Here is a 22,623-nt window from a genome sequence, read left to right as displayed (position 1 = left end):
CATGCCGATCAACGAGACCATTGCCCAGTACAGCGACTGGGCCTTCGAGTCTGCGTTCGCGATCTACGTCCTGGCGTTCGTGCTGCTGATCGCCCAGTATGCGACCGCGCGGGCGAACGAGGTCCAGGCCCGGGAGGCGCGCGAGCTGGTTGCCGCCGGCGGGGGTGCCGTCGCGACCGCGACGCCGTCCGTGCCGGGCAAGGTGATCGAGGCGCCGCGCAAGCCGTGGTCCGAGCGGCTCGGCAACATGGCGTTCGCGCTGCTGATCGTCGGCGTCGGACTGCAGATCGCCTCGATCGTGCTGCGCGGCTTCGCGACAGACCGGTTCCCGCTCGGCAACATGTACGAGTTCGTCACGATGGCCACGGCCGCGGCGATGCTCATCGGGTTGGTGCTGCTGCGCAAGCAGTCCTACCGCTCGCTGTGGGTATTCGTGCTCGTCGTGGTGATCCCGCTGATGTTCATGGCCGCGACCGTCCTTTACGCCGACGCCGCGCCCGTCGTGCCCGCGCTGCGGTCGTTCTGGCTGCCGATCCACGTCACCATCGTGGCCACCGGCAGCGGCATCTTCCTGGTCTCCGGTGTCGCGAGCCTGCTGTTCCTGCTGCGCATCCGGCAGCCGAAGGGCGAGGAGACCAGCGGCTTCTGGGGCAAGGTGGCCGAGCGGCTGCCCGACGCGCAGACCCTGGACCGGCTGGCCTACAAGACCACCATCATCGCCTTCCCGCTGTTCGGCGCCGGTGTGATCCTCGGCGCGATCTGGGCGGAAGCGGCGTGGGGCCGGTTCTGGGGCTGGGACCCCAAGGAGACGGTGTCCTTCATCGCCTGGGTCATCTACGCCGCGTACCTGCACGCGCGGGCGACCTCCGGCTGGCGCGACACCAGGGCCGCCTGGATCAACATCGCCGGTTTCGTCGCGATGCTGTTCAACCTGTTCATCATCAACATGGTGGTCTCCGGGCTGCACTCGTACGCCGGACTGAACTGAACTTGCGGTAGGAACTAGACCGCGCGGCCTGCTATTGTGCAGCGCGGACTCGGCGGGTTGCGCGGGTTCGGGGGAAGAAAGCATCACACACAGGGGGAGTGCCGCCGTGGCGGAGAACAACGTCGGTCAGTGGGAGTCCGTGAGCCCAGAGGCGGAGCCGTCCCTGCCCGCGGCGGTGGAGCCGTCCAGCGCCCAGGCCGCGCAGCCAGGGCCGAAGGGCAAGGCGCCATTTGCGCAGCCCGAATCCAAGCCCGCAGCCCAGGCGCCCGAGCGGCATCACGTCGTCTCGGCGCGGGACCTGTCCACGTCGCTGCTGCTCAAGCAGGTCAAGCCCGCCCCGACCTCGGGGTGGCGCAAGGCGCTCTACCAGCTCTCCGGCCGGTACATCAACGTCGGGAACAGCGCCAAGGAGCAGCGCAGGCTCGAGCTGACCAAACAGGTCAACCAGCCGCTCCAGGGCTGCTACAAGATCGCGCTGCTCAGCCTGAAGGGCGGCGTCGGCAAGACCACGACCACCGCGACGCTCGGCTCGACGTTCTCCTCGCTGCGCGGTGACCGGGTCATCGCGGTGGACGCGAACCCCGACCGCGGCACGCTGAGCCAGAAGATCCCGCTCGAGACGCCCGCGACCGTGCGCAACCTGCTGCGCGACGCCGACAGCATCGAGAAGTACAGCGATGTCCGCGGCTACACCTCGCAGAGCGGGCACCGCCTCGAGGTGCTCGCGTCGGACAGCGACCCCGCCGTCTCCGAGGCCTTCAGCGCCGAGGACTATTCGACCACCATCGAGATGCTCGAGAAGTTCTACTCGATCGTGCTGACCGACTGCGGCACCGGACTGATGCACTCGGCGATGCAGACCATCCTCGCGGAGGCCGACTCGCTGGTCGTGGTCAGCTCGGGGTCCGTCGACGGCGCCCGCAGCGCGTCGGCGACCCTGGACTGGCTCGACGCGCACGGTTACGCGGATCTGGTGAGCAAGTCGGTGGCCGTGGTCAATGCGGTGCGCCCGCGCTCGGGCAAGGTCGACCTCGCGAAGGTGGTCGAGCATTTCGAGCAGCGTTGCCGCGCGGTGCGCCTGATCCCGTTCGACCCGCACCTGGAGGAGGGCGCCGAGATCGACCTCGACCGGCTCCGCCCGAAGACCAGGAACGCTCTGCTCGAGCTCGCGGCGGCGGTCGCCTCGGACTTCCCGATGTCGAGCTTCGCGATGCAGGATCGGCTCTGACGCAAGAGATTTGATCTTGATCGGGCCGGTGGGCGGCGGGATCCGGACCTAAGGGTCAGGCTCAGCGTTCGCCCAATGTCACCCAACTGTGGCGGACTTGTGACCCGGTGTTCGCTGAGATAACGGGATGCGGGCGCATGATCGGAACATGCGCGCGGTCCGACACAAGCTACGGATGTGGAACGGCATTGCGCTGGCGACGGCGCTCTCGCTTGCGGTCGGGGTGGTGGGCGGATTCTTCGACAGTCCGAAGACCGACCCGGAATCGGTGGTCGAGCGCTTCGCCGCCGCGCTCACCGAGGGCGATGTGAGCGAGGCGGCCGAGCTGACCTCGTACCCGAACGCGGCCAAGGCGGCCATCGATCAGGCCTTCGACGGTCTGGACGCGGAGCGGGCGACGTTCGAGGTCAATCAGTTCATCCCGCTCGGGGACGACGCCGGGATCTTCAACGCGACCGCGGACTGGACCTTCGGGAACGGCAAGAACTGGCAGTACAACATCAACGGCCGTGTCCGGAAGCTCAGCGTCGGGTGGCGGGTGTCGTGGCAACCGCAGATCCTCGCGCCGGGGCTGGGGGGCGGGCGGACCCTCCGGTACGACCGCACCGATGCCGCGCCGCCGCGCGTGTTCGACATCGCCGGGAACCTGATGATGACCGAGCAGCGGATCAACACGGTCACCCTGGACCCGGGCGCCATGCCCGATCCCGTCTTCAGCACGAACAGGCTGGCCAAGGTCATCGAGCCCGTCGCGCCGCTGATCACCGGGGCGACGATGATGCAGGAACTGGCCGCGGCGCCAGGCCAGCGGATGACGGCGGTGAGCCTGCGTGACGACGACTTCGCGGTACTCGAGGACGACCTGCGGGCCATCCCCGGGGTCGTGATCGTCCAGACGCCCAAACTGATCTCCCACGACCGCCGGATCGCGGGTCCGCTCGCCGACGCGATGCGCGACGTGTGGCAGTTGAACCGGGACGCGACCGCGGGCTGGGCGGTGAACGCGGTGGCGCCCGACGGCTCCGTCGTCAAGCAGACCGGCTACCAGGGCCCGCCCGGACCGGACATCCGCTCCGCGCTCGACCCGCGGGTGCAGATGGCGGCCATGGAAGCGGCCGTCACCGTCGGCACCCCAGCCGCGGTCGTCGCGATCCAGCCGTCCACCGGCGCGGTGCTGGCGGCGGCACAGAATAACCAGGCCTCCGAGCAGGGACCGATCGCGTTCACCGGGCTGTACCCGGCGGGGTCGGCGTTGGCCGCGGTGGACGTCGCCGCCAACGCCCAGCACACCGACCAGCTCACCGCTGCGCGGCAACTGGGACTGGCGATGGACTACCAGATCCCCGGCCTCGACCAGCGGACGGACGACCTGGCCGGGGGACCGGACAGCGTGGCGCGCCTGACCGGGTCCCGAAACGATGAGGGGCCGCGGGTGAGCCCGTTCGGCATGGCCCTCGTGGCCGCCTCGGTGGCGCGCGGGTCGACGGCGGTCCCGGTCATCGCGGGCGGACAACCCGCCACCACCGACACCTCGGCGGGGCCGCTGCCGCAGCCGGTCACCGACCAGCTGCGGGGCATCATGCGCGACACGGTGGTGCGCGGGGAGGCGTCACTGTTGAACGGGTATCCCGACCTGATCGGGATGGCGGGTGCGCACGAGGACGATCGTTGGTTCTTCGGGTCAAGGGGAGACCTCGCGTTCGCGGTCTTCGTGCAGGACGCGGACGGGGCGGACCGCGCCGTCAAGATGGCCGACCGGATGCTCCGGGAACTGGCCAAGCCGCAGACCCCCTGAACCGCAGACCCCCTGAACCGCAGACCCTCTGAGCCGCGGACCCCCTGAACGATCCGCCGATCAGTCCTTCGGTTCGGCCGGTCCGGTCTCGGGGTTCTCGCCCGTTGCGGGCCGGGTCCGCCGGTTCATCCGCCACATGAATTCCGGGTCATCGTCCGGACCGAGCACGCGGCCCGAGCGTGCTGTGGGCGGCGCGGAGGTGTCGGGGCCGAAGGCCTTCCACAACAGCACCGCCAATATCACCAGCGCTATCAGCGTCACCAGATAGATCACGACGCACCTCCTTGATTCGAGGGTAGCCGCGCCGCGGCGCGACGGCACCATCGCTGAACGCACGAACGGGCGGTTATCGGGCTGGCCTCTCGGCCGACGCTCCGATAACCGCCCGTTCGTGACATGCGGGTGGGGTCAGGCCGACACGATCACCGAGGAGCCGTGGCCGAACAGGCCCTGGTTCGCGGTGATGCCGATGCGGGCACCCTCCACCTGACGGCCCTCGGCCTGTCCGCGAAGCTGCCAGGTGAGCTCGCAGACCTGGGCCAACGCCTGGGCGGGCACGGCCTCGCCGAAGCAGGCCAGGCCGCCGGACGGGTTGACCGGGATCCGGCCGCCGATCGTGGTCTCGCCCGCGCGCAGCAGGTGTTCGGCCTCGCCCCGCTTGCACAGCGCCAGGTCCTCGATCCAGTCCAGCTCGACCGAGGTCGCCAGGTCGTAGACCTCGGCGACGTCGACGTCCTCCGGCGAGATGCCCGCCTCCTCGTACGCCGCGTGGCCGATCGACTCCTTGAAGGTCAGCTCGGGCGCGGCCACGGCGGACGCCGAGTCGGTGGAGAAGTTCGGCATGTCCATGATGGTCTGCGGGAACGTCGGGGTGACGGTCGAGATCGCCTTGATCCGAACGGGTTCGGCGATGCCCATCTTGCGGGCGTACTCCATCGAGGTGAGGATGATCGCCGCGCCGCCGTCGGAGGTCGCGCAGATGTCGAGAAGGTGCAGCGGGTTGGACACCACGGGGGAGGCCAGCACGTTCTCCACCGTCACCTCCTTGCGGTACCGCGCATTCGGGTTGGTCAGGCCGTGCTTGGCGTTCTTGACCTTGACCGCTGCGAAGTCCTCGGGCGTCGCGCCGTACAGGTCGATGCGGCGGCGCGCGTTGAGCGCGAAGTACGCCGGGTTGGTCATGCCCATCAGGCGGAAGCGCAGCCAGTCCGGGTCGTCCCAGCGCTCGCCCGCGACCGGGGCGAGGAAGCCCTTCGGGGTGGTGTCGGCGCCGACGACCAGTGCGACATCGGACAGTCCGGCGAGGATCCGGGCGCGGGCGGTGTCGAGCGCCTGCGCGCCGGTCGCGCACGCGGCGTACGACGTCGCGACGCGGGCACCGTTCCAGCCGAGGGCCTGCGCGAAGGTGGCACCTGCGACGTAGCCGCCGTAACCCTGACGCACGGTCTCGCCGCCGACGATGAGGTCGACGTCCTTCCAGTCGATGCCGGAATCGGCCAGGGCGGCGCGGGCGGCCGCGACGCCGTACTTGACGAAGGAGTGGCCCCACTTGCCCCAGGGGTGCATGCCCACGCCGAGGATGGCGACGTCGTTGTTGGTTCCTGCGGCGCTCATGCCTGTGCTCCGTTCGCGTTCGTGTCGGTGGTGGTCGGCTTCCAGCGCCAGATGGTGCGCACGCCGGTCTCGTCGGTGTAGAGCGGCTCGACGACGAGTTCGACTTCGTTGCCCACCTTCAGGTCGTCGACGCCGTAGCCGTCGGCGACCTGGCCGAGCACGACGAGGCCCTCCGGCAGCTCGACCGCGGCAAGCGCGAACGGCACGTACGGGTCGGTGGCCGGGATGTAGGGCGCGGGCGGCTGGTACTGGGCGTCGGTGTACGACCACACCTTGCCGTGGCGGGAGAGTTCGACGTCCGCGAACTCCTCGCCGGAGCAGGCCGGGTTCTTGCAGAAGGTGATCTCCCGAGGGAACGAGATCGTGCCGCACGACTGGCACGAGGTGCCGATCAGGGCGGGTGCCGGGCCGGTGGTGAACCAGCCCTCTACCGCTGGTGTGACGCTGTCGCCGGCGGCCTGTGTGGCGGTGTCGCTCATGCAAACCTCATCTGCTGTCGAGCCTGATCGGACGGTCGGGACTGAACCCCGAAATAGAACGTGTTGCAGTATCGCACGGGAATCGCGTTGTCGAGGCCGAGATCCCGCCCAGCGGGCACTCGGTCCGGATACGTTGTGAACCATGGCCGCCGACAAGGGCAGGAGTCCAGCCGTCGAGATCGAGGTCGACGGCCGGGTGGTGCGCGTTTCGAACCCGGATCGCGTCTATTTTCCCGCAACCGGCGCGACCAAACTCGACCTCCTCGAGTACTACCTGTCCGTCGGCGACGGCATTGTCCGGGCACTTTTCGAGCGGCCGTGCATGCTGCACCGGTTCCCCGAGGGACTGGCGGGGGAGAAGGTGCACCAGAAGCGGATCCCGCGCGGTGCGCCGGACTGGTTGGAGACGGTCCGGCTGCATTTCCCGCGCTACGACAGGTACGCGGACGAGCTGTGTGTGACCGAACTGGCCGCCGTCGCCTGGGCGGTGCAGATGAGCACGATCGAGTTCCATCCCTGGAACAGTCGACGCGGGCGCACCGAGATGCCCGATGAGTGGCGGATCGACCTGGATCCGATGCCGGAGTGCGACTTCGGCCGGGTGCGTCGCGTTGCGGCCGTCGCGCACGAGGTTCTCGACGAGATCGGTGCGACCGGGTGGCCGAAGACGTCGGGCGGACGCGGCCTGCACGTGTACGTCCGGATCAAGCCGGAGCACGATTTCGCGGACGTCCGATTGGCGGCGCTCGCGTTCGCGAGGGAGGTCGAGCGGCGCGCGCCGAAGGAGGTGACGACCACCTGGTGGCGCAAGGATCGGGACCCGGCCGCGCTGTTCGTCGATTACAACCAGAATGCCCGGGACCACACGATGGCGGCGGCGTACTCGGTGCGCGGAGTTCCGGACGCGCGGGTGTCGGCGCCGCTGCGGTGGGACGAGGTCGGCGATGCGAGGCCCGCGGACTTCACGATCGGAACGATGCCCGCCAGGTTCGCGGACCTGGGCGATCTACATGAGGGGATCGACCAGTCGGCCTTCGACATCTCGCCGCTGCTCGAATGGGCCGAGCGCGATGCGCGCGACGGCGTCGCGGTGCCGCCCGAGCCCGAGCGGGCCTGACCGCTGCGCGCACGCTCGGTCGCCGGGCGGTGGAGGTCAGCGGACGGTGGAGGTCAGCGGACGGTGGAGGTCAGCGGACGGTGGCCTCGGTGGTCAGCGACTGCAGCAGCTCCATCACCTCGGACTCGCGGAAGCGGCGGTGACCGCCCGGGGTGCGCACCGAGCCGAGACGTCCGGCATGGGCCCATCGGGTGACCGTCTTCGGGTCGACGTGGAACAGGGCCGCAACCTGACCGGGGGTCAGCAGCGATTCCTGGGCGGCGCGGAACGGCGGGGCGCTCATCGAGGATCCTCCACGGGCTTGGCGATACGGACGGTGCGGACATCCTGGCACCCGGTGCCCCGGGTACACGAACGATCCCAATTTGGTAAAGCGGAGGTAATTCGCAAATCGGATAAGTCCGGCACCCGAGTCCGGTGGTCGAGGGGTCGGTAACCTGGGAGGGTGACTGATTCCTCGCAGAACCCCGCACCCTCGAACGCCAAACGCTCGCTGGTTCGGGATCTCGGTCTGTACACCGCGGCCCGGCTGGGCCTCGTCGTGCTGATCGCCGCGATCATCCTCGGCGTCAGCCAGTTGGTGAACGTGGACGTGCCGCTGCTGGTGGCGCTGATCTTCGCGGTGATCATCGCGCTGCCGCTCTCGCTCGTGCTGTTCGGCAAGCTGCGCTCCCGGGTCAACGAGGAGATCTCCGCGGTCGACGCCAAGCGCCGCGCGGACCGCGACGATCTGCGTGCCAAGCTGCGCGGCGACGGATCCGGTGACGCCGACGGCCGACGGTGACCGCCCCGATGGGCGTCGTGGACCACAGCGCGCCCAGGGACTGGGTGGACAACGCCGTCCGGCTGATCGATGCCGACTCCCAGCGCAGCGCGGACACCCACCTGCTGCGCTATCCCCTGCCCGGGGAGTGGAACATCCAGCTCTACCTCAAGGATGAGTCCACCCACATCACGGGAAGCCTCAAGCACCGGCTGGCGCGGTCGCTGTTCCTCTACGCCATCTGCAACGGTTGGGTGACCGAGGGCACCACGGTGATCGAGGCGTCGTCCGGGTCCACCGCCGTCAGCGAGGCCTACTTCGCGAAGCTGCTGGGCCTGGACTTCGTTGCCGTGATGCCGCGCAGCACCAGCCCCGCGAAGGTCGCGCTCATCGAGGCGCAGGGCGGCAGTTGTCATTTCATCGACCGCCCGGGGGAGATCTACGCCGAGGCGAGTCGGCTGGCGTCCCAGTGCAACGGCCACTACATGGACCAGTTCACCCACGCCGAACGGGCGACCGACTGGCGCGGGAACAACAACATCGCCGAGTCGATCTTCGAGCAGATGACCCTCGAGCAACACCCCATCCCGGACTGGGTGGTGGTCGGTGCGGGTACCGGCGGCACCAGCGCCACCATCGGCCGGTACATCCGGTACCGCAGGCACGCCACCCGGTTGCTCGTGGTCGACCCCGAGAACTCGGCCTTCATCGGCGGCTACGAGTCCGGTTCCGCGGCCTTCGAGACGGGGATGCCGTCGAGGATCGAGGGCATCGGCCGTCCCCGCGTCGAGCCGTCGTTCGTCGGGCAGGTCGTGGACCGGATGGTGCCGGTGCCGGACGCCGGATCGATCGCCGCCGCCCGTCACGTGAGCGAGGTGCTCGGTCGCCGGGTGGGCGGATCCACCGGGACCAATGTGTGGGGCGCGTTCGGCGTGATCGCGGAGATGCTCGCCGCCGGCCGCACGGGCAGCGTCGTCACCCTGCTCTGCGACGGCGGGGAACGGTACGCGGGAACGTACTTCGACGACGAGTGGGTGCGCGGCGAGGGGATCGACCTGGCCGAGTCGACAGCGGCGTTGGAGGCCTTCGCGGCCACCGGGCGCTGGTCGGCGTAGGGCCGCCTCACCCGCTGATCAACCCCACCCTGTGCGCCCGGCGTCGGGCAGGCCGCGATCGTCGACCGCGGCCTGCCCGAGGGCCTCATCAGTTGGCGGCGACCTTCGCGTCGGCGTCGGTGTCCGCGAACTGGGTGCGGTACAGCTCCTCGTACCGTCCGCCGCGGGCGAGCAGCTCGCCGTGCGTGCCGCGCTCGACGACCCGGCCGTCCTCGACGACCAGGATCAGGTCCGCGGCCCGAATGGTGGACAGCCGGTGCGCGATCACGACCGACGTCCGCCCGACCAATGCCTCGCCGAGCGCTGCCTGCACCGCCGCCTCCGAGGTGGAGTCCAGGTGCGCGGTGGCCTCGTCGAGGATCACCACCCGTGGGTGCGCGAGCAGCAGCCGGGCGATGGTCAGCCGCTGCCGCTCGCCGCCGGAGAGCCGGTAGCCGCGTTCGCCGACCACGGTGTCCAAGCCGTCGGGCAGCGACGCGATCAGTTCGGTCAGCCGGGCCCGGCCGAGCACCTCCCACAACTGTTCCTCGGTCGCCTCGGGCCGGGCGAGCAGCAGGTTCGCGCGGATCGACTCGTGGAACAGGTGGCCGTCCTGCGTGACCATCCCGACCGCCCCGCGGATCGACGCGGCCGACAGGTCGCGCACGTCCACCCCCGCCAATCGGACCGCGCCGGTGTCGGCATCGTAGAGCCGGGGAACGAGCTGGGCGACGGTGGACTTGCCCGCGCCCGACGAGCCGACGAGCGCGACCATCTGGCCCGGTTCCACGCGGAAGGAGACCTCGTGCAGCACCTCGACGCCGCCGCGGTTGTCGAGCTGCGCGACCTCCTCGAGCGAGGCCAGCGACACCTTGTCCGCGGACGGGTAGGCGAAGCGGACCTTGTCGAACTCCACCGACACCGGGCCGTCCGGCACCGGCTGCGGGTTCGGCTTCTCGGCGATCAGCGGCGCGAGGTCGAGCACCTCGAAGACCCGCTCGAAGCTGACCAGCGCGCTCATCACCTCGACGCGTGCGCTGGCGAGGGCGGTCAGCGGGGCGTACAGCCTGGTCAGCAGCAAGGCAAGGGCCACAACCGAACCCGCCTCGAGCTGGCCCTTGAGTGCATAGAAGCCGCCGAGCCCGTACACCAGGGCGAGGGCGAGCGCGGAGACGAGGGTGAGCGCGGTGACGAAGGCGGACTGCACCATGGCAGTGCGCACCCCGATGTCGCGCACCCGCCGGGCGCGGTTCGCGAACTCGGCGGATTCGTCCGCAGGCCGGCCGAACAGCTTGACCAGGGTTGCGCCGGGCGCCGAGAACCGCTCGGTCATCTGGGTGCTCATCGTGGCGTTGTGGTTCGCCGCCTCGCGCTGCAGGTGCGCCATCCGCGACCCGATCCGGCGTGCGGGCAGCACGAACACCGGCAGCAACAGCAGCGAGAGCAGGGTGATCTGCCAGGAGATGCCGAGCATCACGATCAGGGTCAGCGTGAGCGTCACCAGGTTCGCGACGACGCCGGAGAGGGTGTCGCTGAATGCCCGCTGGGCGCCGATCACGTCGTTGTTGAGGCGGCTGACCAGCGCCCCGGTGCGGGTTCGGGTGAAGAAGGCGATCGGCATCTTCTGCACGTGATCGAAGACCGCGGTGCGCAGGTCGAGGATCAGGCCCTCGCCGATGCTCGAGGACAGGAAGCGGTTGTAGAGCCCGAGGCCGGCCTCGACGATGGCGATCAGCGCGATCAACACCGCGAGCCGGATCACGACGCTGGTGTCCGAGCCCTTGACGATGGCGTCGACCACGCGCCCCGCCAGTACGGGGGTGGCGACCGCGAGGACCGCCGTGACGACGCTGACCAGGAGGAACTTGGCGAGCTTGCGGTGGTGCGGCTTGGCGAAGCCGAGGATTCGGCGCAGCGTGGCCATCGAGAACGGCCGCTTCTCGTCGTGGGCGTTCATCATGCGGTACATCGAGCTCCACGCGACGGATTCCATGCTCATGGTGGACCTCTCGGGGTTGTTGGTGACCGGTGCAACGCTACGGAGGGGGTCCGACATACCCGGAATCCCCGTCCGTCTGCTCCGACCGTAAAACCTCGAGTGAACTTCAGGTCAAGCGGGCCGTGGCGCGGTCACTCGCAGCGGGCCGGGGCGTCCCGCGAGAAGGGCTCGTCGTCAGGCATCACGTAGGTCACCAGCAGCACGACCGGTTCGGTCCCGAGATTGAGTCCGACGTGGTCGCCGCCCGGGTCTTCGGTGACCCAGGATCCTGCCGGGGTGACCGAGCGGGTGCAGTCGGCAAGCACCCGGGTCAGGGTTCCCGCCGCCACCAGTCCCTGGACGTGACCGCCGTGGTGGTGCCAGCCGGTGCTGCCGCCAGGGGCGATCACGATCCGGCGAAGGGTGCCCTCCACCTCGTCGGCGACGGGTGGGTGTCCGGGCGGCGGCGGGGGGAGCAGGATCGGATTGAGTTCGAGTTCGGCGAGGGTCTCGGCGGTGACGCCCGTCGGTTGCGTCGCTTGCGCCGGGGCGCTGACGCCCACCGCGCACAGCGCGGCGAGGGCGGTTGGTACGGCCAGTCGTGCGAACGTGGTCACGGTGCTCATGTCCGGGTCCGTTCGGTTCGGAGAACCGGGGAGGCGGCGGGGCGGGTTTGCCCGCGGCACGGCTCTCGCCTGTATTGATGGTGGCGCAGTCCGACCGATTCCGCGACCGAACGGGCGGTTTGGCGATTCGTTGACTTTCCCCAGGGTGCGGCGAAGACTCTTGAGTTGGAAGAGTTCCGCAAACCGTGCGGTTATCAGCTTCCCGCGGGCCTGTCAGCTGAGTAGCCGTCATTTATCGGAAATGGCTGTCGATCCCATGTGAAATGGACGGTCGGGCAGGGATCGAGACGTCGGTGACGTTCAAGGAAGTGTTTCGATCATGTCGATCTCTGTTGTCCGAACCGCGGCGATGGCGGCCGCGACCATGGCCGCGACGGCGGCGTTGGTCGGTGTCGGTGCCGGGACCGCGGAAGCCAGGGTGAATTCCTGGGTCTACTATTCCCCGGCCCCGTACACGGTGGTATTCGGGCTCTATCACAATGCGTCGTTCGAGACCCAGTGGTGCCAACTCAGAATCTTCAATTCCATACCCGCGGAAACTGCTCAGGTGCAGAGCCGATTCGACGGCATCTCGGTGACGAAGCCGTTCCCGGCCGTTCCGGCCGACATCCCGGTGACGATGTACTGCGCGAACAACCCCAACATGGCCGGTGCTTATTTTGTGCCGGGACCGCTGACCGTCAAGTCTCTGTAGCCGACTTTCGTGCCGCTGGTGCGGCCCGGATCGGTCAGGGTGAGAAGTCCCATCGCATCTGGAACAGGTTCTAGCTACGATCCGTCCATGCGCACCCGTCGAGTTCTCGCCCTGTCTGCCGCCGGAATCGCCACCGCGATGGCCGTCGCGGTGATCGCCGCCGGCCCCGCGACCGCAGGTCCGGCTGTGTCGGCCGATCCGGCACGGGTCGACACCGAGCGGGAGGCGGTGGCACGGGCCTACATCGACGCGCTGATCTCGCACGACGCGTCTGCCGTGAAGTTCGCCCCCGGCGCGACCCGTGTCGAGGCCGGACTCAAGACCGGCCGCTCCGGTCCGCAGATGACCCGGGATCTCGAGCACGGCCCGCAGTACCGGGTGATCCGGGGCATCAGGGACCTGCGGATGTCCGAGTCCGGAGACGTGGTCACCACCACCTACCTGCTGGACGCCGGCATGGGCGGAGTGCGCCTGATGACCGTCGAGATCACCGAGACGTTCGAGGTCACGGACGGAACCATCCACGCCATCGTCGCGCACATCAAGCCCAAGTCGATTTTCTAGCCGGGTAAGCGGATAGGCGGGGATTCAGCCCCTGCTGATCAGCTGCGAGGCAAGCGCGGTGCCCGCGGCCACCGCACCGACCGACGGCCATGCGCCGATCTTCTTCGCCAGCGGATGCGAGGCGCCGAACGCGCCGAGGTAGGTGCCGAGCAGCGCGGCGCCCCGCGCGGGCCCGGAGGCCTGTACCCAACTGGCCGTGCATGCGGCGCCGACCGCTGCCAGCACGGCGCCGCCGAGCGGGCGGTTCCCGGTCTGGCGGGCGACGGCGAAGCCGCCGACGAGTCCAGCTGCGGCGAGCGCGGATACGGCGGTCTTGGGCAGTGCCATCGGTGATGCTCCTCGGGTCGGCGTCAAGTCATGCCAACGGTAGCCCCGACCCCACGGTGGGCCTGCGGGCCGTCCTCGCGCTGCGCAGGCTGCTCGAACGACTGGAAACGATCCGGGTCCAGAACGCCCGACGACAGGGCTGGTCCTGGCAGGCCATCGCCGACTCGCTCGAGGTCAGCAGGCAGGCAGTCCACCAGAAGCACGGCAGGAAGGGCAGGTAAGCGGCATGTTCGATGCGGCGCAGGCGCGGGGTGGCCAGGCGCTCGGCGTGGAGGATGCCGAGGCGCTCAAGTCGATCGGCATCGATCTCGACGCGGTGCGCGAGAGCCTGGAAGCGAGCTTCGGTGACGATGTGCTCGAGCGCGCGGGACCGGGTGAGCGGCGCGGCTGGTTCGGGCGCCTGTCGGCGGGCACGCACCTCACCACGGACGAGTTGCGCCGCCGGATCGTCGAGTTGCTCGACCAAGCCGCCTAACGTGTGATTCGAGGGCGGCTCACCTGATCAGAATGTGCCGGCCGCCTCGACCGGTTCCAGGACCTCGACGACCGGTGGACCCTGGACGCCTGCCGTCGCCGTGACCTTGGCGATCTTGTCGTTGCCGTCGAAGAACCGCTGGAATCCCTCCGCGCTGTCCCACTCGTCGATCACCACCAGCCCGCCCGAGTTCTGCGTGAACCGGTGATGTTGCGCCCCCTGTGCTTTCGCGTCCTCGGTGATCTCCGCTAGCAACGCGGCGTTGTCGGCGAGCGACTGCTTGGCCGCGGCAAGATCCGCGACGTCAAAACGTACAATGACGACCACGCTCATGATGGGCTCCTCGTGCCCCCGGTCTCTCGTCCGCGCCGGGTAGGCGGCGTGCGCGAACTCCGGCAGGGGCGCTCCCCTCAGTCAGTATCGCGTCCGGCGGGCCGCGTTGGAAGAGTCGATCCCACGATGCGCCGCATCGTGACCCGCGGCCAGGAGTCGAGGCCGTGTTCGCGCTCGCGTCGGCGGATCGCGGTCAGTCCGGGGGTCATCTCGTCCGCGGGCACGACCCGGAACCCCAGCCGCTCGTAATAGGGCGCATTCCAGGGCACTTCGGCAAACGTGGTGAGGGTCAACCAGCGACACCGCTGCCCGGCAGCCCAGCGTTCGACCTCGTCGATCAGCGTCGCCCCGATCCGTCGGCCGGCGTGCGCGGGATCGACGGACACCTGCTCGAGGTGGGCGCAGCCGTCGACCACCAGCGCGAGCGCGTAGCCGACCGGGAGGTCGCCGTCAGTCGTGGCAACCCAGGCGCGGCTCGCGCGCTGATACCCGGCCAACTCGCCAGCCGAGAGTGGTGCGTCCTCCGCGATGGTGTCCATCCCGATCGAGCGGAACGGCCGGCCCGCGGCGATCTCGATGGCGGGCAGGTGAATCAGGTCTGCGGCTGTGGCCGAACGGATCACCCGCTATTTCTAGCCGGGGTAGGGCTTCCACGACGCCTCCGACTCGCGGGTGTGCCAGCATTCACCCATGACTTTCCTGATTCGTCTGGTGATCAACGCGATCGCGATCTGGCTGGCCGCCGCGTGGGTGACCGGCATCGACATCGCCGGCTCCGACAAGGGGACGGGCTACGACATCCTGGTGATCCTCTTCATCGCGCTGGTGTTCACCGTGGTGAACGCGTTCATCAAGCCGCTGGTGCAGCTGCTGTCGCTGCCCCTGCTGATCCTCACGCTGGGACTGTTCACGCTGGTGATCAACGCCCTGATGCTCATGCTCACCTCCTGGATCACCGAGACGACGGAGTTCGGGATCTCGGTGGATGGCTTCTGGACGGCGGTGTGGGGCGCGCTGATCATCTCGATCGTGAACTTCGTGCTGACCGCCGTGGTGCCCTCGGCGAAACGCTGAGGCCGCTGAGGTCGATGGGGTATACGGCAGGCGTGTACAACGACGGTCGTCCTTCAATCGGGAGTCCCCGTGAACCTTCGACGTGTAGCAGTATCGGCCGCCGCGACGGCGGCGGTCGTGACCGTCACCGTGGGCGCGGGCGCGGGCCCGGCGGCCGCGGCGTCGGACGCAGGTAGCGCGGGTAGCGCGGGCGTTGCGGACCTCCGGATCAACGTCGGTTACGGCTGCCGCACGTCGGGCACCGGCCCCGCCGACTGGCGCACGACCGCGCACGTCTTCACGACGGTGACCAATGCAGGTTCGGCGCCTGTTCGCGGCGTCGGCACCTCGGTGTGGATTCCGCTGACGTACTCGGGGACGAACTACGCAGCCGAGATCGCGCCGGGCCAGACGGTGGTCTACGACCACGACACCCGCTCCAACGCGTTGGTCCTCAACCCGGTGGGTGCGTCGGCCTTCGGGGTCGGGCTCGACGCGAACCCGTTCGACAATCTGTACGCGGGTGTCGCGCCGTTCGTCTGCTCGGCGCTGTAGCCGAGCAGTCTCCGCTCAGCCCAGGCCGAGCGCCAACGCGGTGCTCGCGCCCCACACCAGCATCGCCAGCCCGGTCCCGGCCAGCGCCGGGATCAGGGCCAGCCCTTGCCCACCGGAGCGGACCGGGGCATTGGCCTTGACCGCCAACGGAAGTGCGAGCATCCCGACCAGCGCCCACGGGGTGCGGGCCACGAGGATCAGCGTCACCACGAACGGCACCACCAGCAGCACCAGGTGCAGCGTGCGGGTGCCCCGGTCGCCGAGTCGCACCGCGAGCGTGTTCTTGCCGGACTCGGTGTCGGTCGGGATGTCGCGCAGGTTGTTCGCCACCAGTACCGCGCTGGAGAACGACCCGACCGCGACGGCCGCGACCGCGCCTGCCCAGTCGATCCGCTCGGCCTGCACGAACTGGGTGCCGAGCACGGCGATCAGGCCGAAGAAGACGAACACCGCGACCTCACCGAACCCGCTGTAGCCGTACGGATTCCTGCCGCCGGTGTAGTACCAGGCCCCCGCGATGCACAGCGCGCCGACCAGGATCAGCCACCAGGCGGAGGTCAGCGCGAGCACCACCCCGACGACGCCTGCCAGCCCGAAACACGCGAAGGCCGCGCGCTTCACGGCGGTGGGCGAGGCCAGCTTCGATCCGACCAGCCGCAGTGGCCCGACCCGGACGTCGTCGGTGCCCCGGATCCCGTCTGAGTAGTCGTTGGCGTAGTTCACGCCGACGATGAGCGCCACCGAGACGACCAGCGCCAGCAGCGCCTTCCACCACACCGCGCCGTCGAGGGAGGCCGCCGCGCCGGTACCGACCAGCACCGGGGCGACCGCGTTCGGCAGGGTGCGCGGTCGGGCACCCTCGATCCACTGCGAGACAGAAGCCATGAAGCGATCCTTGCACCTACCCGCAATCCGCATGTGGCCCACCGCCCCCATCGACAGGTCCGCTTCCGCGGGTTCGGTGCGCCCGACCTTGGACGTATTGCCGCTATGTCGTTGCGCGGCGAGTGAACTGCGCAGCCAGCGCCCGGCGGTCCACCTTGCCTGGCCCGCGTAGCGGCAGTGCGTCGACCAGGTGCAGTTCCCGTGGCGCGGCCGTCGCGTCCAACGCGGACCCGACGTGTAGGCGCAGTTCATCGAGGGTGGGCCGGGTGCCCGCGGCGGGTACCACCGCAGCGGCGACCCGCTGACCGAGTCGCGTGTCGGGCAATCCGAACACCGCGCACTCGGCCACTGCGGGATGGGACGCCAGCGCTGCCTCCACCACCTGCGGGACGACCGTCAGCCCGCCGGTCGAGATCGCCTCGTCGAGCCGGCCGCTGATCGACAGCACGCCGTCCGACAGGAGGCCGGCGTCGTCGGTGCGGAACCAGCCCGTCTCGGCGAACGCCGGATGGTCGGGCAGTCCGCGGTAGCCCGAGGCCAGCACGGGTCCGCCCAGCAGCACGCGGGAATCCTCGATCCGCACCCGCACCCCGTCGAGCGGTACCCCGTCATACACGCAGCCGCCGCAGGTCTCGCTCATCCCGTAGGTGCGGACGACGGTGATGCCCGCCGTGCGTGCCCGCTCGAGCACCGGCGCCGGGGTGGCCGCGCCGCCGAGCAGTACCGCGTCGAGTTCGGCGAGCGCGGTGGTCGCGGCGGGGTGATCGAGCGCCTTGATCAGCTGGGTCGGCACCAGCGACGTGTAGCGGCGCGGCCCGGTCATCGCCGCGACGGCGACGGGCAGCAGAGCGGGGTCGAATCCCGTTGCGACATCGACTATCACGGGTTCGGTGCCGGCGAGCAGCCCGCGCAGCAGCACCTGGATTCCCGCGATGTGGTGTGCGGGGAGCGCCAGCAGCCACGACCCCGGACCGCCCAGTCGGGCATGTGTGGCCTCGCCGCTGGCGCGCAGGGCAGCGGCAGTCAGCATGGCGCCCTTGGGGATCCCGGTGGTTCCCGACGTCGCCACGACAAGGGCGATCGATTCGTCGATGGGTTCGCCAGGGCGCAGAGCCTCGGTCAGTCGACGGATCTCGCGGTCGTCGGCGGCGGGCACCGGGAGCAGGGCCGGGCCGTCGCCGGCTAGCGCGCCTTCGAGATGGCGGAGCGCCTCGGCGGCGCCGGCTCCGGACGGGATGGACAGGGTCTGCAGTACCCCGGTCACGGACTCTGCCCTTCGCGTCACTTGCGTTGCCCGGACGTCGCCTCGACCCGCTCGAGCATGGTCCTCAGTGAGGAGAGGTCGCGTTCGGAGAATGTCGAGAACATCTCGCGTTCCGCCTCGTTCAGTGCGGCGTCGACCTTCTGCAGTGCCGTCGCGCCCGCCTCGGTGATCTCCACGATGTGACGCCGACGATCGGCCGGGTCGCGGCGGCGTTCGGCCAGGCCCTCGCCCTCCAGGCTGTTGACCTGTGCCGCTGCCATCCCGTCACCGTAGCAGCGGCCTGATTATCCAGCGATGGATATGATTGGTGCAGGTAAATGATCGTTCGATTTTGATCATTGGAGTTGATGATGTTCGCTGCCTACGCGGTCGTGGCCGTCGTCCTCGCTCTGGCGCTGGCGGGTTCGGCCTACCTTGCGTTCACCCGCGATGAGCGCTTGGTCGGCACCCTGGCCAAACTGGGGGTGCCGGACTCCTGGCTGACCCGCCTCGCTCTGGCCAAGTTCGCGGGCGCGGTGGGATTGGTTGTCGGGCTTGCGATCCCGACGATCGGAATCGCGGCCGCGCTCGGGGTGGTCCTGTACTTCGTCGGTGCCGTCGTCATGCACCTGCGCGCGCGTGACTTCGCGATCGTGCCGCCGGTCGTGCTGTGCCTGGCCGGGGTCGCCGCGTTGGTGCTCCGCGTCGCCTCCATGTGACCAGACAGGTGCCCCGCCGGATCACTCGTCGTCGAGGAAGGGTTCTTCCAGCTCGAGTAGCGCGGCATCGTCCGGGTGCAGGTTCTCATTCGGCTGCACCGATCGGGTCAGCGACTCGTCCTGATCGAACTCGTCGGGGGTCTGGACGAATCGCAGTCCCCGTTCCAGTACCTCGATCCGCACGCGATCGTCGCCGACCGAATCCGCGAAGAACGCAGCGGCCACCGCGTCACGGACCAACGCCTCCGCAAGATCCCACTCCTGGCCGTATTCACCGACAGGAACCTCGGACTCACGCCGGATCGCCGCATCGGTGGTGCACTGCTGAAAATAGACGCCGACCAGTTCCTGGGATCGGTCCCATTGCGCGTGAAGGCCGGACGCGATGGCGTCTTCCCGTAACTGTGAACGTATGTCGAGGGCATTGGCGGCCCTCATCGGCGGGGACATACGAACCTGGGCGACGTACTCGTCGAACCCGGTGGCCGCGACGTTTGCGACCTCATCGATTATTGCCTGCCAGTTCGGACCCAGATGTTCGCGGAGGTCGGCGTCAGTGATCGTGGTCGTCTCGATGTGCTGAACCACCGTCTCGAGTGACCGATTCGGATCGTTGTACACGCCGTCCCGCTGTGCCTGACGAAGCCATTCCGTCTCCACGACCGTCGCGTCACCCGGAACCAACCCGGCTTGCGCGAAGGCCTCACTGACGGACAGTTCGGTACCGATAGCCACCTGCGGTCCCCACGCGGCTCCGTGGATTCGCAGCAACTCCGCCGCCTTCTGCACGACGTACGTCAAACGCTCCGATGTGCCGGTGAGTTCGCGCGCATCCCCATGGGTGGAGCCAGGGGCACATGCCTCGCCGGGTTGAGCGCCCGCCGCGGGATGGTTCATCTCGTCGCCGGCGGCGGAGGAAGTGTCCCTGGACCCGATCATCCACACTCCGATCGCCGCAGCGGCGAGAACGACGATTACCGATACTGCCACAAGGACTCTCGGACCCCGACCTCGTCGTGCCTGCACGCTTCGCTGTCCCTTCAACCCGGGGTTGTCCGAGGCTCGGAACCCGACCGAACGCTACCGGGCGTGGCGCAGGGAGTTGGCGGACAGTATCGGGGTCCGAGCTGGGGCGGCCCCAGCTCGGCCAGATGGCGCGGTCTGTATGCACCCATGCCCGGTGAGGCCAGCCACTGAGCGCAGCGCCCGCGGCATCGGCGGTACGTAGCGCCGTCAAAACCCCGCCACCTCGGACTGAAGAGTCGCACGTGTCAGGCCGGACTACTTGTCGGACCCCGGCGGTAGACTTCGAACATGAGTTCGACCGATGGTTTCGGGGTCGCGGGGCAGGTGCAAGGACACCTGGCCGCGATCGCCGACGCCGTCGAGGGACTGTGCGATGCGGACCTGACCGGACTCGCCGACGCCGACCTGACCGACACGATGCGCCGGTTGGAGACATCGCTGCGTCAGGCCTCGGCGGTCGGGCACAAGTTGATCGTGGAAACGGTCGAACGTTCCTTGCCGGGCAAGCTGGGCCACAAGACGGTCAACAAGCTGCTGATCGGGGTGCTGCGGATCTCCGCGGCCGACGCGTCCGCGCGGGTGACCGCGGCGAAATCGTTGGGCACCTGGCATGCCCTGTCCGGGCAGCCGCTGCCCGCGGATCTGCCCGAAACCGCCGCGGCGCAACGCGACGGCGACATCGGTCGGGATCATTGCCGGGCGGTGCGCGATGTGATCCGGAAGATCCCGCATTCGGTGCCCTCCGCTGACGTCGAGGCGGCGGAACAGATCCTGGCGGAACTCGCACGTTCGGCCACCCCCGAGGATGTTGAGAACGCAGGCCAAAATCTGCTCGCGTATCTGAATCCGGACGGCAACCTGACCGACGCCAAGGACCGCAGACGCCTGCGCGGGATCCGGTTCGGCCGCCAGGACAAGGACCTCATGACGCCGATCTCCGGGCATCTCGACCCGGAGACGCGGGCGTTGTTCGAGCCGATCTTGGCGAAGTGGGCGCGGCCGGGGATGAACAATCCCGACGACCCGCAGTCCCCGACCGGTGATGCCGAGCATCCCAGCGTCGACAGGGAGGCGTTGGCTGCGGCGGCGGGCCGTGACACCCGCCCCGCCGCGCAACGCAACCACGACGCGTTCAAGGAAGCGCTGCGTGCGCTTCTCGGCTCCGGGGTGCTCGGGTCCCACCGCGGGTTGCCGGTGACGGCGATCATCACCATGACCCTCGACCAGCTCGAACACGCGACGGGGGTCGCGACGACCGCGTCCGGTGGGATCCTCCCGATTCGCGACGCGCTGAAGCTGGCCGAGAAGTCGCACCCGGTGCTTGTGCTTGGGGGCACCTCCCTGCACGAAGTGCTTGGGGGATCGATCACAACGGCCGACCGCTGCACCTCGGACGGACGAAGCGCCTCGCGACCGCCGATCAGCGTCTCGCGCTCATCGCCGCGGAGGGCGGCTGCACCGGACCGGGCTGCAGCGCGCCGGCCACGATGACCGCGGGCCACCATAAGCGGGACTATTCCAAAGGCGGCAAGACCGATATCGACGAGCTCACCTTGGCCTGCGACTGCTGCCACGCGATGGTCAAGGACGGGCCCGGCGGCTGGAAGACCCGCACCGCCCCCGACGGCACCGAGTACGCCGGCCGCACCGAGTGGATCCCCCCGCCGCACATCGACCCCGAGCAGAAACCCCGCATCAACCACCGACACCACCCGAAAGAACTCCTCGACCGCGCCCGCCGAAAAGCCCACGCCCGCAGGGAAGCCGACGCACAAGCGCGCCGCGAACAAACGAAGCGGCACGACGGGCGAGGGTCGGAAGGAGTCGACGGAAACGACGAGGTGCCGTAGGTTTCAAGTCCGAAGCACGAAACCGCCAAGGTGGCAGGACCACACACGCCCGCCGCAGTCGTGCGCGAGGCCCTCATGTGCGCACAGAAACTGCCGGGGCGGATGAGTCCCCTTACGAGCCGGTCAGGATCCCCCGCGGCTACCTGGTCGTTTGTCGTGGATGGCCGGTTTGCCCACAGATCCCGGACGAGTGGGCATGGAGCAGCGCGTGCGCGTGGTGCCCCTGCGGCACGCATCGGCGGCGCTCGGGCGAGCGGTCGGGTGGCCGCCTACTCGTTTCGGCAACCCGGACCGCTCGCACCTCAGGCGCGCACCGTTCGCGCCGCGCGGTCGTGTAGCGCCCGGATCATCTCCGTGGCCAGCACTGCGTGCCCGGTCATCGCGAAATGGATCCGGTCCGCGCTCATCAGGTCCGGACGCAACCTGAGCGGGTGCTCCCACATGTCCACCAGAATCGCGTCATACCTGGCGGCGAGCGTTCGCGTGACGTCGTTGAGGTGCGTGATTCGTTCGCGCATCGGCTGCATCCGTCTGCCGACGAACACATCCGCAAGCGCCAGCGTCGAGATCTGTGCGCCACTTCGGTGTACCGCGGCGAATGCGGTCTCGAGGTTGCGGGCCATCGCGTCGGTGTCGGCGTTCGGCATCCACAGGTCGTTGGCGCCGAAGGTGATGTGCACCAGGTCCGGTCCAAAATCGAGCACGGTCTGCAGTTGCTCGTCGAGCACCTGCGCACTGGTGGCGCCCATCCGCCCGGTGTTCAGGTAGGCAGGATCCGGTTGTGTTGACTTCATCACGGCCGCAACGCGATCCGCCCATGGGGTGTTCGCATAGCCGGGGCTGGGATCGCCGATGCCTTCCGCTATCGAGTCGCCCATGACGGCGTATCGCGACCAGGGTACGTCGATCAGCAGGCTGCGAGCCTCGGTGGGGTCGAGGCACATCGGGTCCGTGGCCTCGCTCCGAATGTCGTTGTGATTCATCGTTACTTCCCCTTGGTCTCGGTGGATTGACGGCTCATCGGTGGGTTGACGGCTCTCGGTGGGTTGAAGGTTGGCGGAGGGTTGAAGGTTGGCGGAGGGTGGACGCCTTGTGAGCGCAGGGTGGCCGACCGCAGTGTCGCGATCGTGGGGAAGACGATGTTGACGACGGAGAGGCCGAGGAAGGCGACAAACGTTGCGCTGCAAGCGATCAGGAGCGGAAGTCGGGAGAAATGC

At 68.9% G+C, this 22,623-nt stretch carries 29 protein-coding genes; 15 read left to right on the top strand and 14 right to left on the bottom strand.

Going from position 1 to position 22,623, the window contains the following annotated elements:
• Position 1: 1 nt before the first annotated feature.
• The 3 genes from ccsB (at position 2) to ACFXMV_RS10415 (ending at position 4,011) form a co-directional block, all read left to right on the top strand.
• Entirely contained in the window at positions 2–988 is a 987-nt protein-coding gene (ccsB, locus tag ACFXMV_RS10425) for a c-type cytochrome biogenesis protein CcsB (RefSeq protein WP_378502953.1), read from the top strand.
• Positions 989–1,016: 28 nt separating this feature from the next.
• Entirely contained in the window at positions 1,017–2,216 is a 1,200-nt protein-coding gene (locus ACFXMV_RS10420; protein ID WP_378501543.1) for a MinD/ParA family protein, read from the top strand.
• A gap of 148 nt (positions 2,217–2,364) precedes the next feature.
• Positions 2,365–4,011: an NTF2-like N-terminal transpeptidase domain-containing protein gene (locus ACFXMV_RS10415; protein WP_378501541.1), complete on the top strand. Its 1,647-nt coding sequence runs from the start codon at positions 2,365–2,367 to the stop codon at positions 4,009–4,011.
• A gap of 60 nt (positions 4,012–4,071) precedes the next feature.
• Here ACFXMV_RS10415 and ACFXMV_RS10410 read toward each other — a convergent pair whose 3' ends face one another.
• From ACFXMV_RS10410 to ACFXMV_RS10400, 3 genes are all read right to left on the bottom strand, one after another.
• Positions 4,072–4,284, bottom strand: a complete 213-nt coding sequence (locus ACFXMV_RS10410; protein ID WP_378501542.1) for a hypothetical protein — start codon at positions 4,282–4,284, stop codon at positions 4,072–4,074.
• Between the two features lie 135 nt (positions 4,285–4,419).
• Positions 4,420–5,625, bottom strand: a complete 1,206-nt coding sequence (locus tag ACFXMV_RS10405) for a lipid-transfer protein (RefSeq protein WP_378501324.1) — start codon at positions 5,623–5,625, stop codon at positions 4,420–4,422.
• A complete protein-coding gene (locus ACFXMV_RS10400) occupies positions 5,622–6,104 on the bottom strand; it encodes a Zn-ribbon domain-containing OB-fold protein (RefSeq protein ID WP_378501323.1) in 483 nt (160 codons plus the stop codon). Before ACFXMV_RS10400 ends, ACFXMV_RS10405 begins: the two co-directional genes overlap by 4 nt.
• Before the next feature lie 142 nt (positions 6,105–6,246).
• Between ACFXMV_RS10400 and ligD the strand changes: the two genes are divergently transcribed.
• A complete protein-coding gene (gene ligD, locus ACFXMV_RS10395) occupies positions 6,247–7,221 on the top strand; it encodes a non-homologous end-joining DNA ligase (protein WP_378501322.1) in 975 nt (324 codons plus the stop codon).
• 70 nt (positions 7,222–7,291) lie between these two features.
• Here the strand turns inward: ligD and ACFXMV_RS10390 are convergent, their stop codons facing one another.
• A complete protein-coding gene (locus tag ACFXMV_RS10390) occupies positions 7,292–7,504 on the bottom strand; it encodes a BldC family transcriptional regulator (protein ID WP_378501321.1) in 213 nt (70 codons plus the stop codon).
• Between the two features lie 162 nt (positions 7,505–7,666).
• On the opposite strand from ACFXMV_RS10390, the gene ACFXMV_RS10385 reads away from it, so the two are divergent.
• Entirely contained in the window at positions 7,667–8,005 is a 339-nt protein-coding gene (locus ACFXMV_RS10385) for a DUF4229 domain-containing protein (protein WP_378501320.1), read from the top strand.
• A gap of 8 nt (positions 8,006–8,013) precedes the next feature.
• The gene (locus ACFXMV_RS10380) at positions 8,014–9,099 is read left to right on the top strand and encodes a PLP-dependent cysteine synthase family protein (protein ID WP_378501319.1); all 1,086 of its coding nucleotides are present in this window, start codon (positions 8,014–8,016) and stop codon (positions 9,097–9,099) included.
• Between the two features lie 88 nt (positions 9,100–9,187).
• Here the strand turns inward: ACFXMV_RS10380 and ACFXMV_RS10375 are convergent, their stop codons facing one another.
• Complete coding sequence (locus ACFXMV_RS10375) at positions 9,188–11,077, bottom strand: ABC transporter ATP-binding protein (protein ID WP_378501712.1); 1,890 nt, start codon at positions 11,075–11,077, stop codon at positions 9,188–9,190.
• A gap of 131 nt (positions 11,078–11,208) precedes the next feature.
• A complete protein-coding gene (locus tag ACFXMV_RS10370) occupies positions 11,209–11,682 on the bottom strand; it encodes a cupin domain-containing protein (RefSeq protein WP_378501711.1) in 474 nt (157 codons plus the stop codon).
• Between the two features lie 319 nt (positions 11,683–12,001).
• Here ACFXMV_RS10370 and ACFXMV_RS10365 point away from each other — a divergent pair, with 319 nt between their 5' ends.
• Both ACFXMV_RS10365 and ACFXMV_RS10360 read left to right on the top strand, forming a co-directional pair.
• Positions 12,002–12,376: a hypothetical protein gene (locus ACFXMV_RS10365; protein ID WP_378502952.1), complete on the top strand. Its 375-nt coding sequence runs from the start codon at positions 12,002–12,004 to the stop codon at positions 12,374–12,376.
• An 87-nt stretch (positions 12,377–12,463) separates the two neighbouring features.
• Positions 12,464–12,940: a hypothetical protein gene (locus ACFXMV_RS10360; protein ID WP_378502951.1), complete on the top strand. Its 477-nt coding sequence runs from the start codon at positions 12,464–12,466 to the stop codon at positions 12,938–12,940.
• 24 nt (positions 12,941–12,964) lie between these two features.
• On the opposite strand, the gene ACFXMV_RS10355 is transcribed toward ACFXMV_RS10360, so the two are convergent.
• Positions 12,965–13,267 carry a hypothetical protein gene (locus ACFXMV_RS10355; protein ID WP_378499445.1) on the bottom strand — a complete coding sequence of 101 codons (303 nt, stop codon included), beginning with the start codon at positions 13,265–13,267 and terminating at the stop codon, positions 12,965–12,967.
• Positions 13,268–13,272: 5 nt separating this feature from the next.
• Between ACFXMV_RS10355 and ACFXMV_RS10350 the strand changes: the two genes are divergently transcribed.
• Both ACFXMV_RS10350 and ACFXMV_RS10345 read left to right on the top strand, forming a co-directional pair.
• Positions 13,273–13,488 carry a helix-turn-helix domain-containing protein gene (locus ACFXMV_RS10350; protein ID WP_378499462.1) on the top strand — a complete coding sequence of 72 codons (216 nt, stop codon included), beginning with the start codon at positions 13,273–13,275 and terminating at the stop codon, positions 13,486–13,488.
• Between the two features lie 5 nt (positions 13,489–13,493).
• Positions 13,494–13,742 (top strand): hypothetical protein, encoded by a 249-nt coding sequence (locus ACFXMV_RS10345; protein ID WP_378499446.1) that lies wholly within the window; start codon positions 13,494–13,496, stop codon positions 13,740–13,742.
• Between the two features lie 27 nt (positions 13,743–13,769).
• Here ACFXMV_RS10345 and ACFXMV_RS10340 read toward each other — a convergent pair whose 3' ends face one another.
• Together ACFXMV_RS10340 and ACFXMV_RS10335 are read right to left on the bottom strand one after the other, a co-directional pair.
• Positions 13,770–14,075, bottom strand: a complete 306-nt coding sequence (locus tag ACFXMV_RS10340; protein WP_378499447.1) for a hypothetical protein — start codon at positions 14,073–14,075, stop codon at positions 13,770–13,772.
• A gap of 77 nt (positions 14,076–14,152) precedes the next feature.
• Entirely contained in the window at positions 14,153–14,698 is a 546-nt protein-coding gene (locus ACFXMV_RS10335) for a GNAT family N-acetyltransferase (RefSeq protein WP_378499448.1), read from the bottom strand.
• A gap of 67 nt (positions 14,699–14,765) precedes the next feature.
• Between ACFXMV_RS10335 and ACFXMV_RS10330 the strand changes: the two genes are divergently transcribed.
• Positions 14,766–15,149, top strand: a complete 384-nt coding sequence (locus ACFXMV_RS10330; protein WP_378499449.1) for a phage holin family protein — start codon at positions 14,766–14,768, stop codon at positions 15,147–15,149.
• Between the two features lie 69 nt (positions 15,150–15,218).
• On the top strand, positions 15,219–15,683 hold the full coding sequence (locus tag ACFXMV_RS10325; RefSeq protein ID WP_378499450.1) for a hypothetical protein: 465 nt from the start codon (positions 15,219–15,221) through the stop codon (positions 15,681–15,683).
• 15 nt (positions 15,684–15,698) lie between these two features.
• On the opposite strand, the gene ACFXMV_RS10320 is transcribed toward ACFXMV_RS10325, so the two are convergent.
• From ACFXMV_RS10320 to ACFXMV_RS10310, 3 genes are all read right to left on the bottom strand, one after another.
• Positions 15,699–16,568, bottom strand: coding sequence for a 1,4-dihydroxy-2-naphthoate polyprenyltransferase (locus ACFXMV_RS10320; protein ID WP_378499451.1), 870 nt, complete (start codon positions 16,566–16,568; stop codon positions 15,699–15,701).
• Between the two features lie 103 nt (positions 16,569–16,671).
• On the bottom strand, positions 16,672–17,811 hold the full coding sequence (gene menE, locus ACFXMV_RS10315) for an o-succinylbenzoate--CoA ligase (RefSeq protein ID WP_378499463.1): 1,140 nt from the start codon (positions 17,809–17,811) through the stop codon (positions 16,672–16,674).
• A gap of 38 nt (positions 17,812–17,849) precedes the next feature.
• Positions 17,850–18,092, bottom strand: a complete 243-nt coding sequence (locus tag ACFXMV_RS10310) for a hypothetical protein (RefSeq protein WP_378499452.1) — start codon at positions 18,090–18,092, stop codon at positions 17,850–17,852.
• 87 nt (positions 18,093–18,179) lie between these two features.
• Between ACFXMV_RS10310 and ACFXMV_RS10305 the strand changes: the two genes are divergently transcribed.
• Positions 18,180–18,530 (top strand): DoxX family protein, encoded by a 351-nt coding sequence (locus ACFXMV_RS10305; protein WP_378499453.1) that lies wholly within the window; start codon positions 18,180–18,182, stop codon positions 18,528–18,530.
• A 21-nt stretch (positions 18,531–18,551) separates the two neighbouring features.
• On the opposite strand, the gene ACFXMV_RS10300 is transcribed toward ACFXMV_RS10305, so the two are convergent.
• Positions 18,552–19,520, bottom strand: a complete 969-nt coding sequence (locus tag ACFXMV_RS10300; RefSeq protein ID WP_378499454.1) for a hypothetical protein — start codon at positions 19,518–19,520, stop codon at positions 18,552–18,554.
• Positions 19,521–19,844: 324 nt separating this feature from the next.
• On the opposite strand from ACFXMV_RS10300, the gene ACFXMV_RS10295 reads away from it, so the two are divergent.
• Positions 19,845–21,047: a DUF222 domain-containing protein gene (locus tag ACFXMV_RS10295; protein ID WP_378502950.1), complete on the top strand. Its 1,203-nt coding sequence runs from the start codon at positions 19,845–19,847 to the stop codon at positions 21,045–21,047.
• Positions 21,044–21,406 (top strand): HNH endonuclease, encoded by a 363-nt coding sequence (locus ACFXMV_RS10290; protein ID WP_378502949.1) that lies wholly within the window; start codon positions 21,044–21,046, stop codon positions 21,404–21,406. Before ACFXMV_RS10295 ends, ACFXMV_RS10290 begins: the two co-directional genes overlap by 4 nt.
• A gap of 302 nt (positions 21,407–21,708) precedes the next feature.
• On the opposite strand, the gene ACFXMV_RS10285 is transcribed toward ACFXMV_RS10290, so the two are convergent.
• Positions 21,709–22,389: an SGNH/GDSL hydrolase family protein gene (locus ACFXMV_RS10285; protein ID WP_378499457.1), complete on the bottom strand. Its 681-nt coding sequence runs from the start codon at positions 22,387–22,389 to the stop codon at positions 21,709–21,711.
• Positions 22,390–22,623: the final 234 nt, after the last annotated feature.

Source organism: Rhodococcus sp. NPDC059179 (assembly GCF_042754885.1).
In the GTDB taxonomy this organism is placed as follows: Bacteria; Actinomycetota; Actinomycetes; order Mycobacteriales; family Mycobacteriaceae; genus Rhodococcus_G.
Note: the sequence above shows the minus strand (reverse complement) of the source record. Positions and strands in the feature narration are given on the sequence as shown.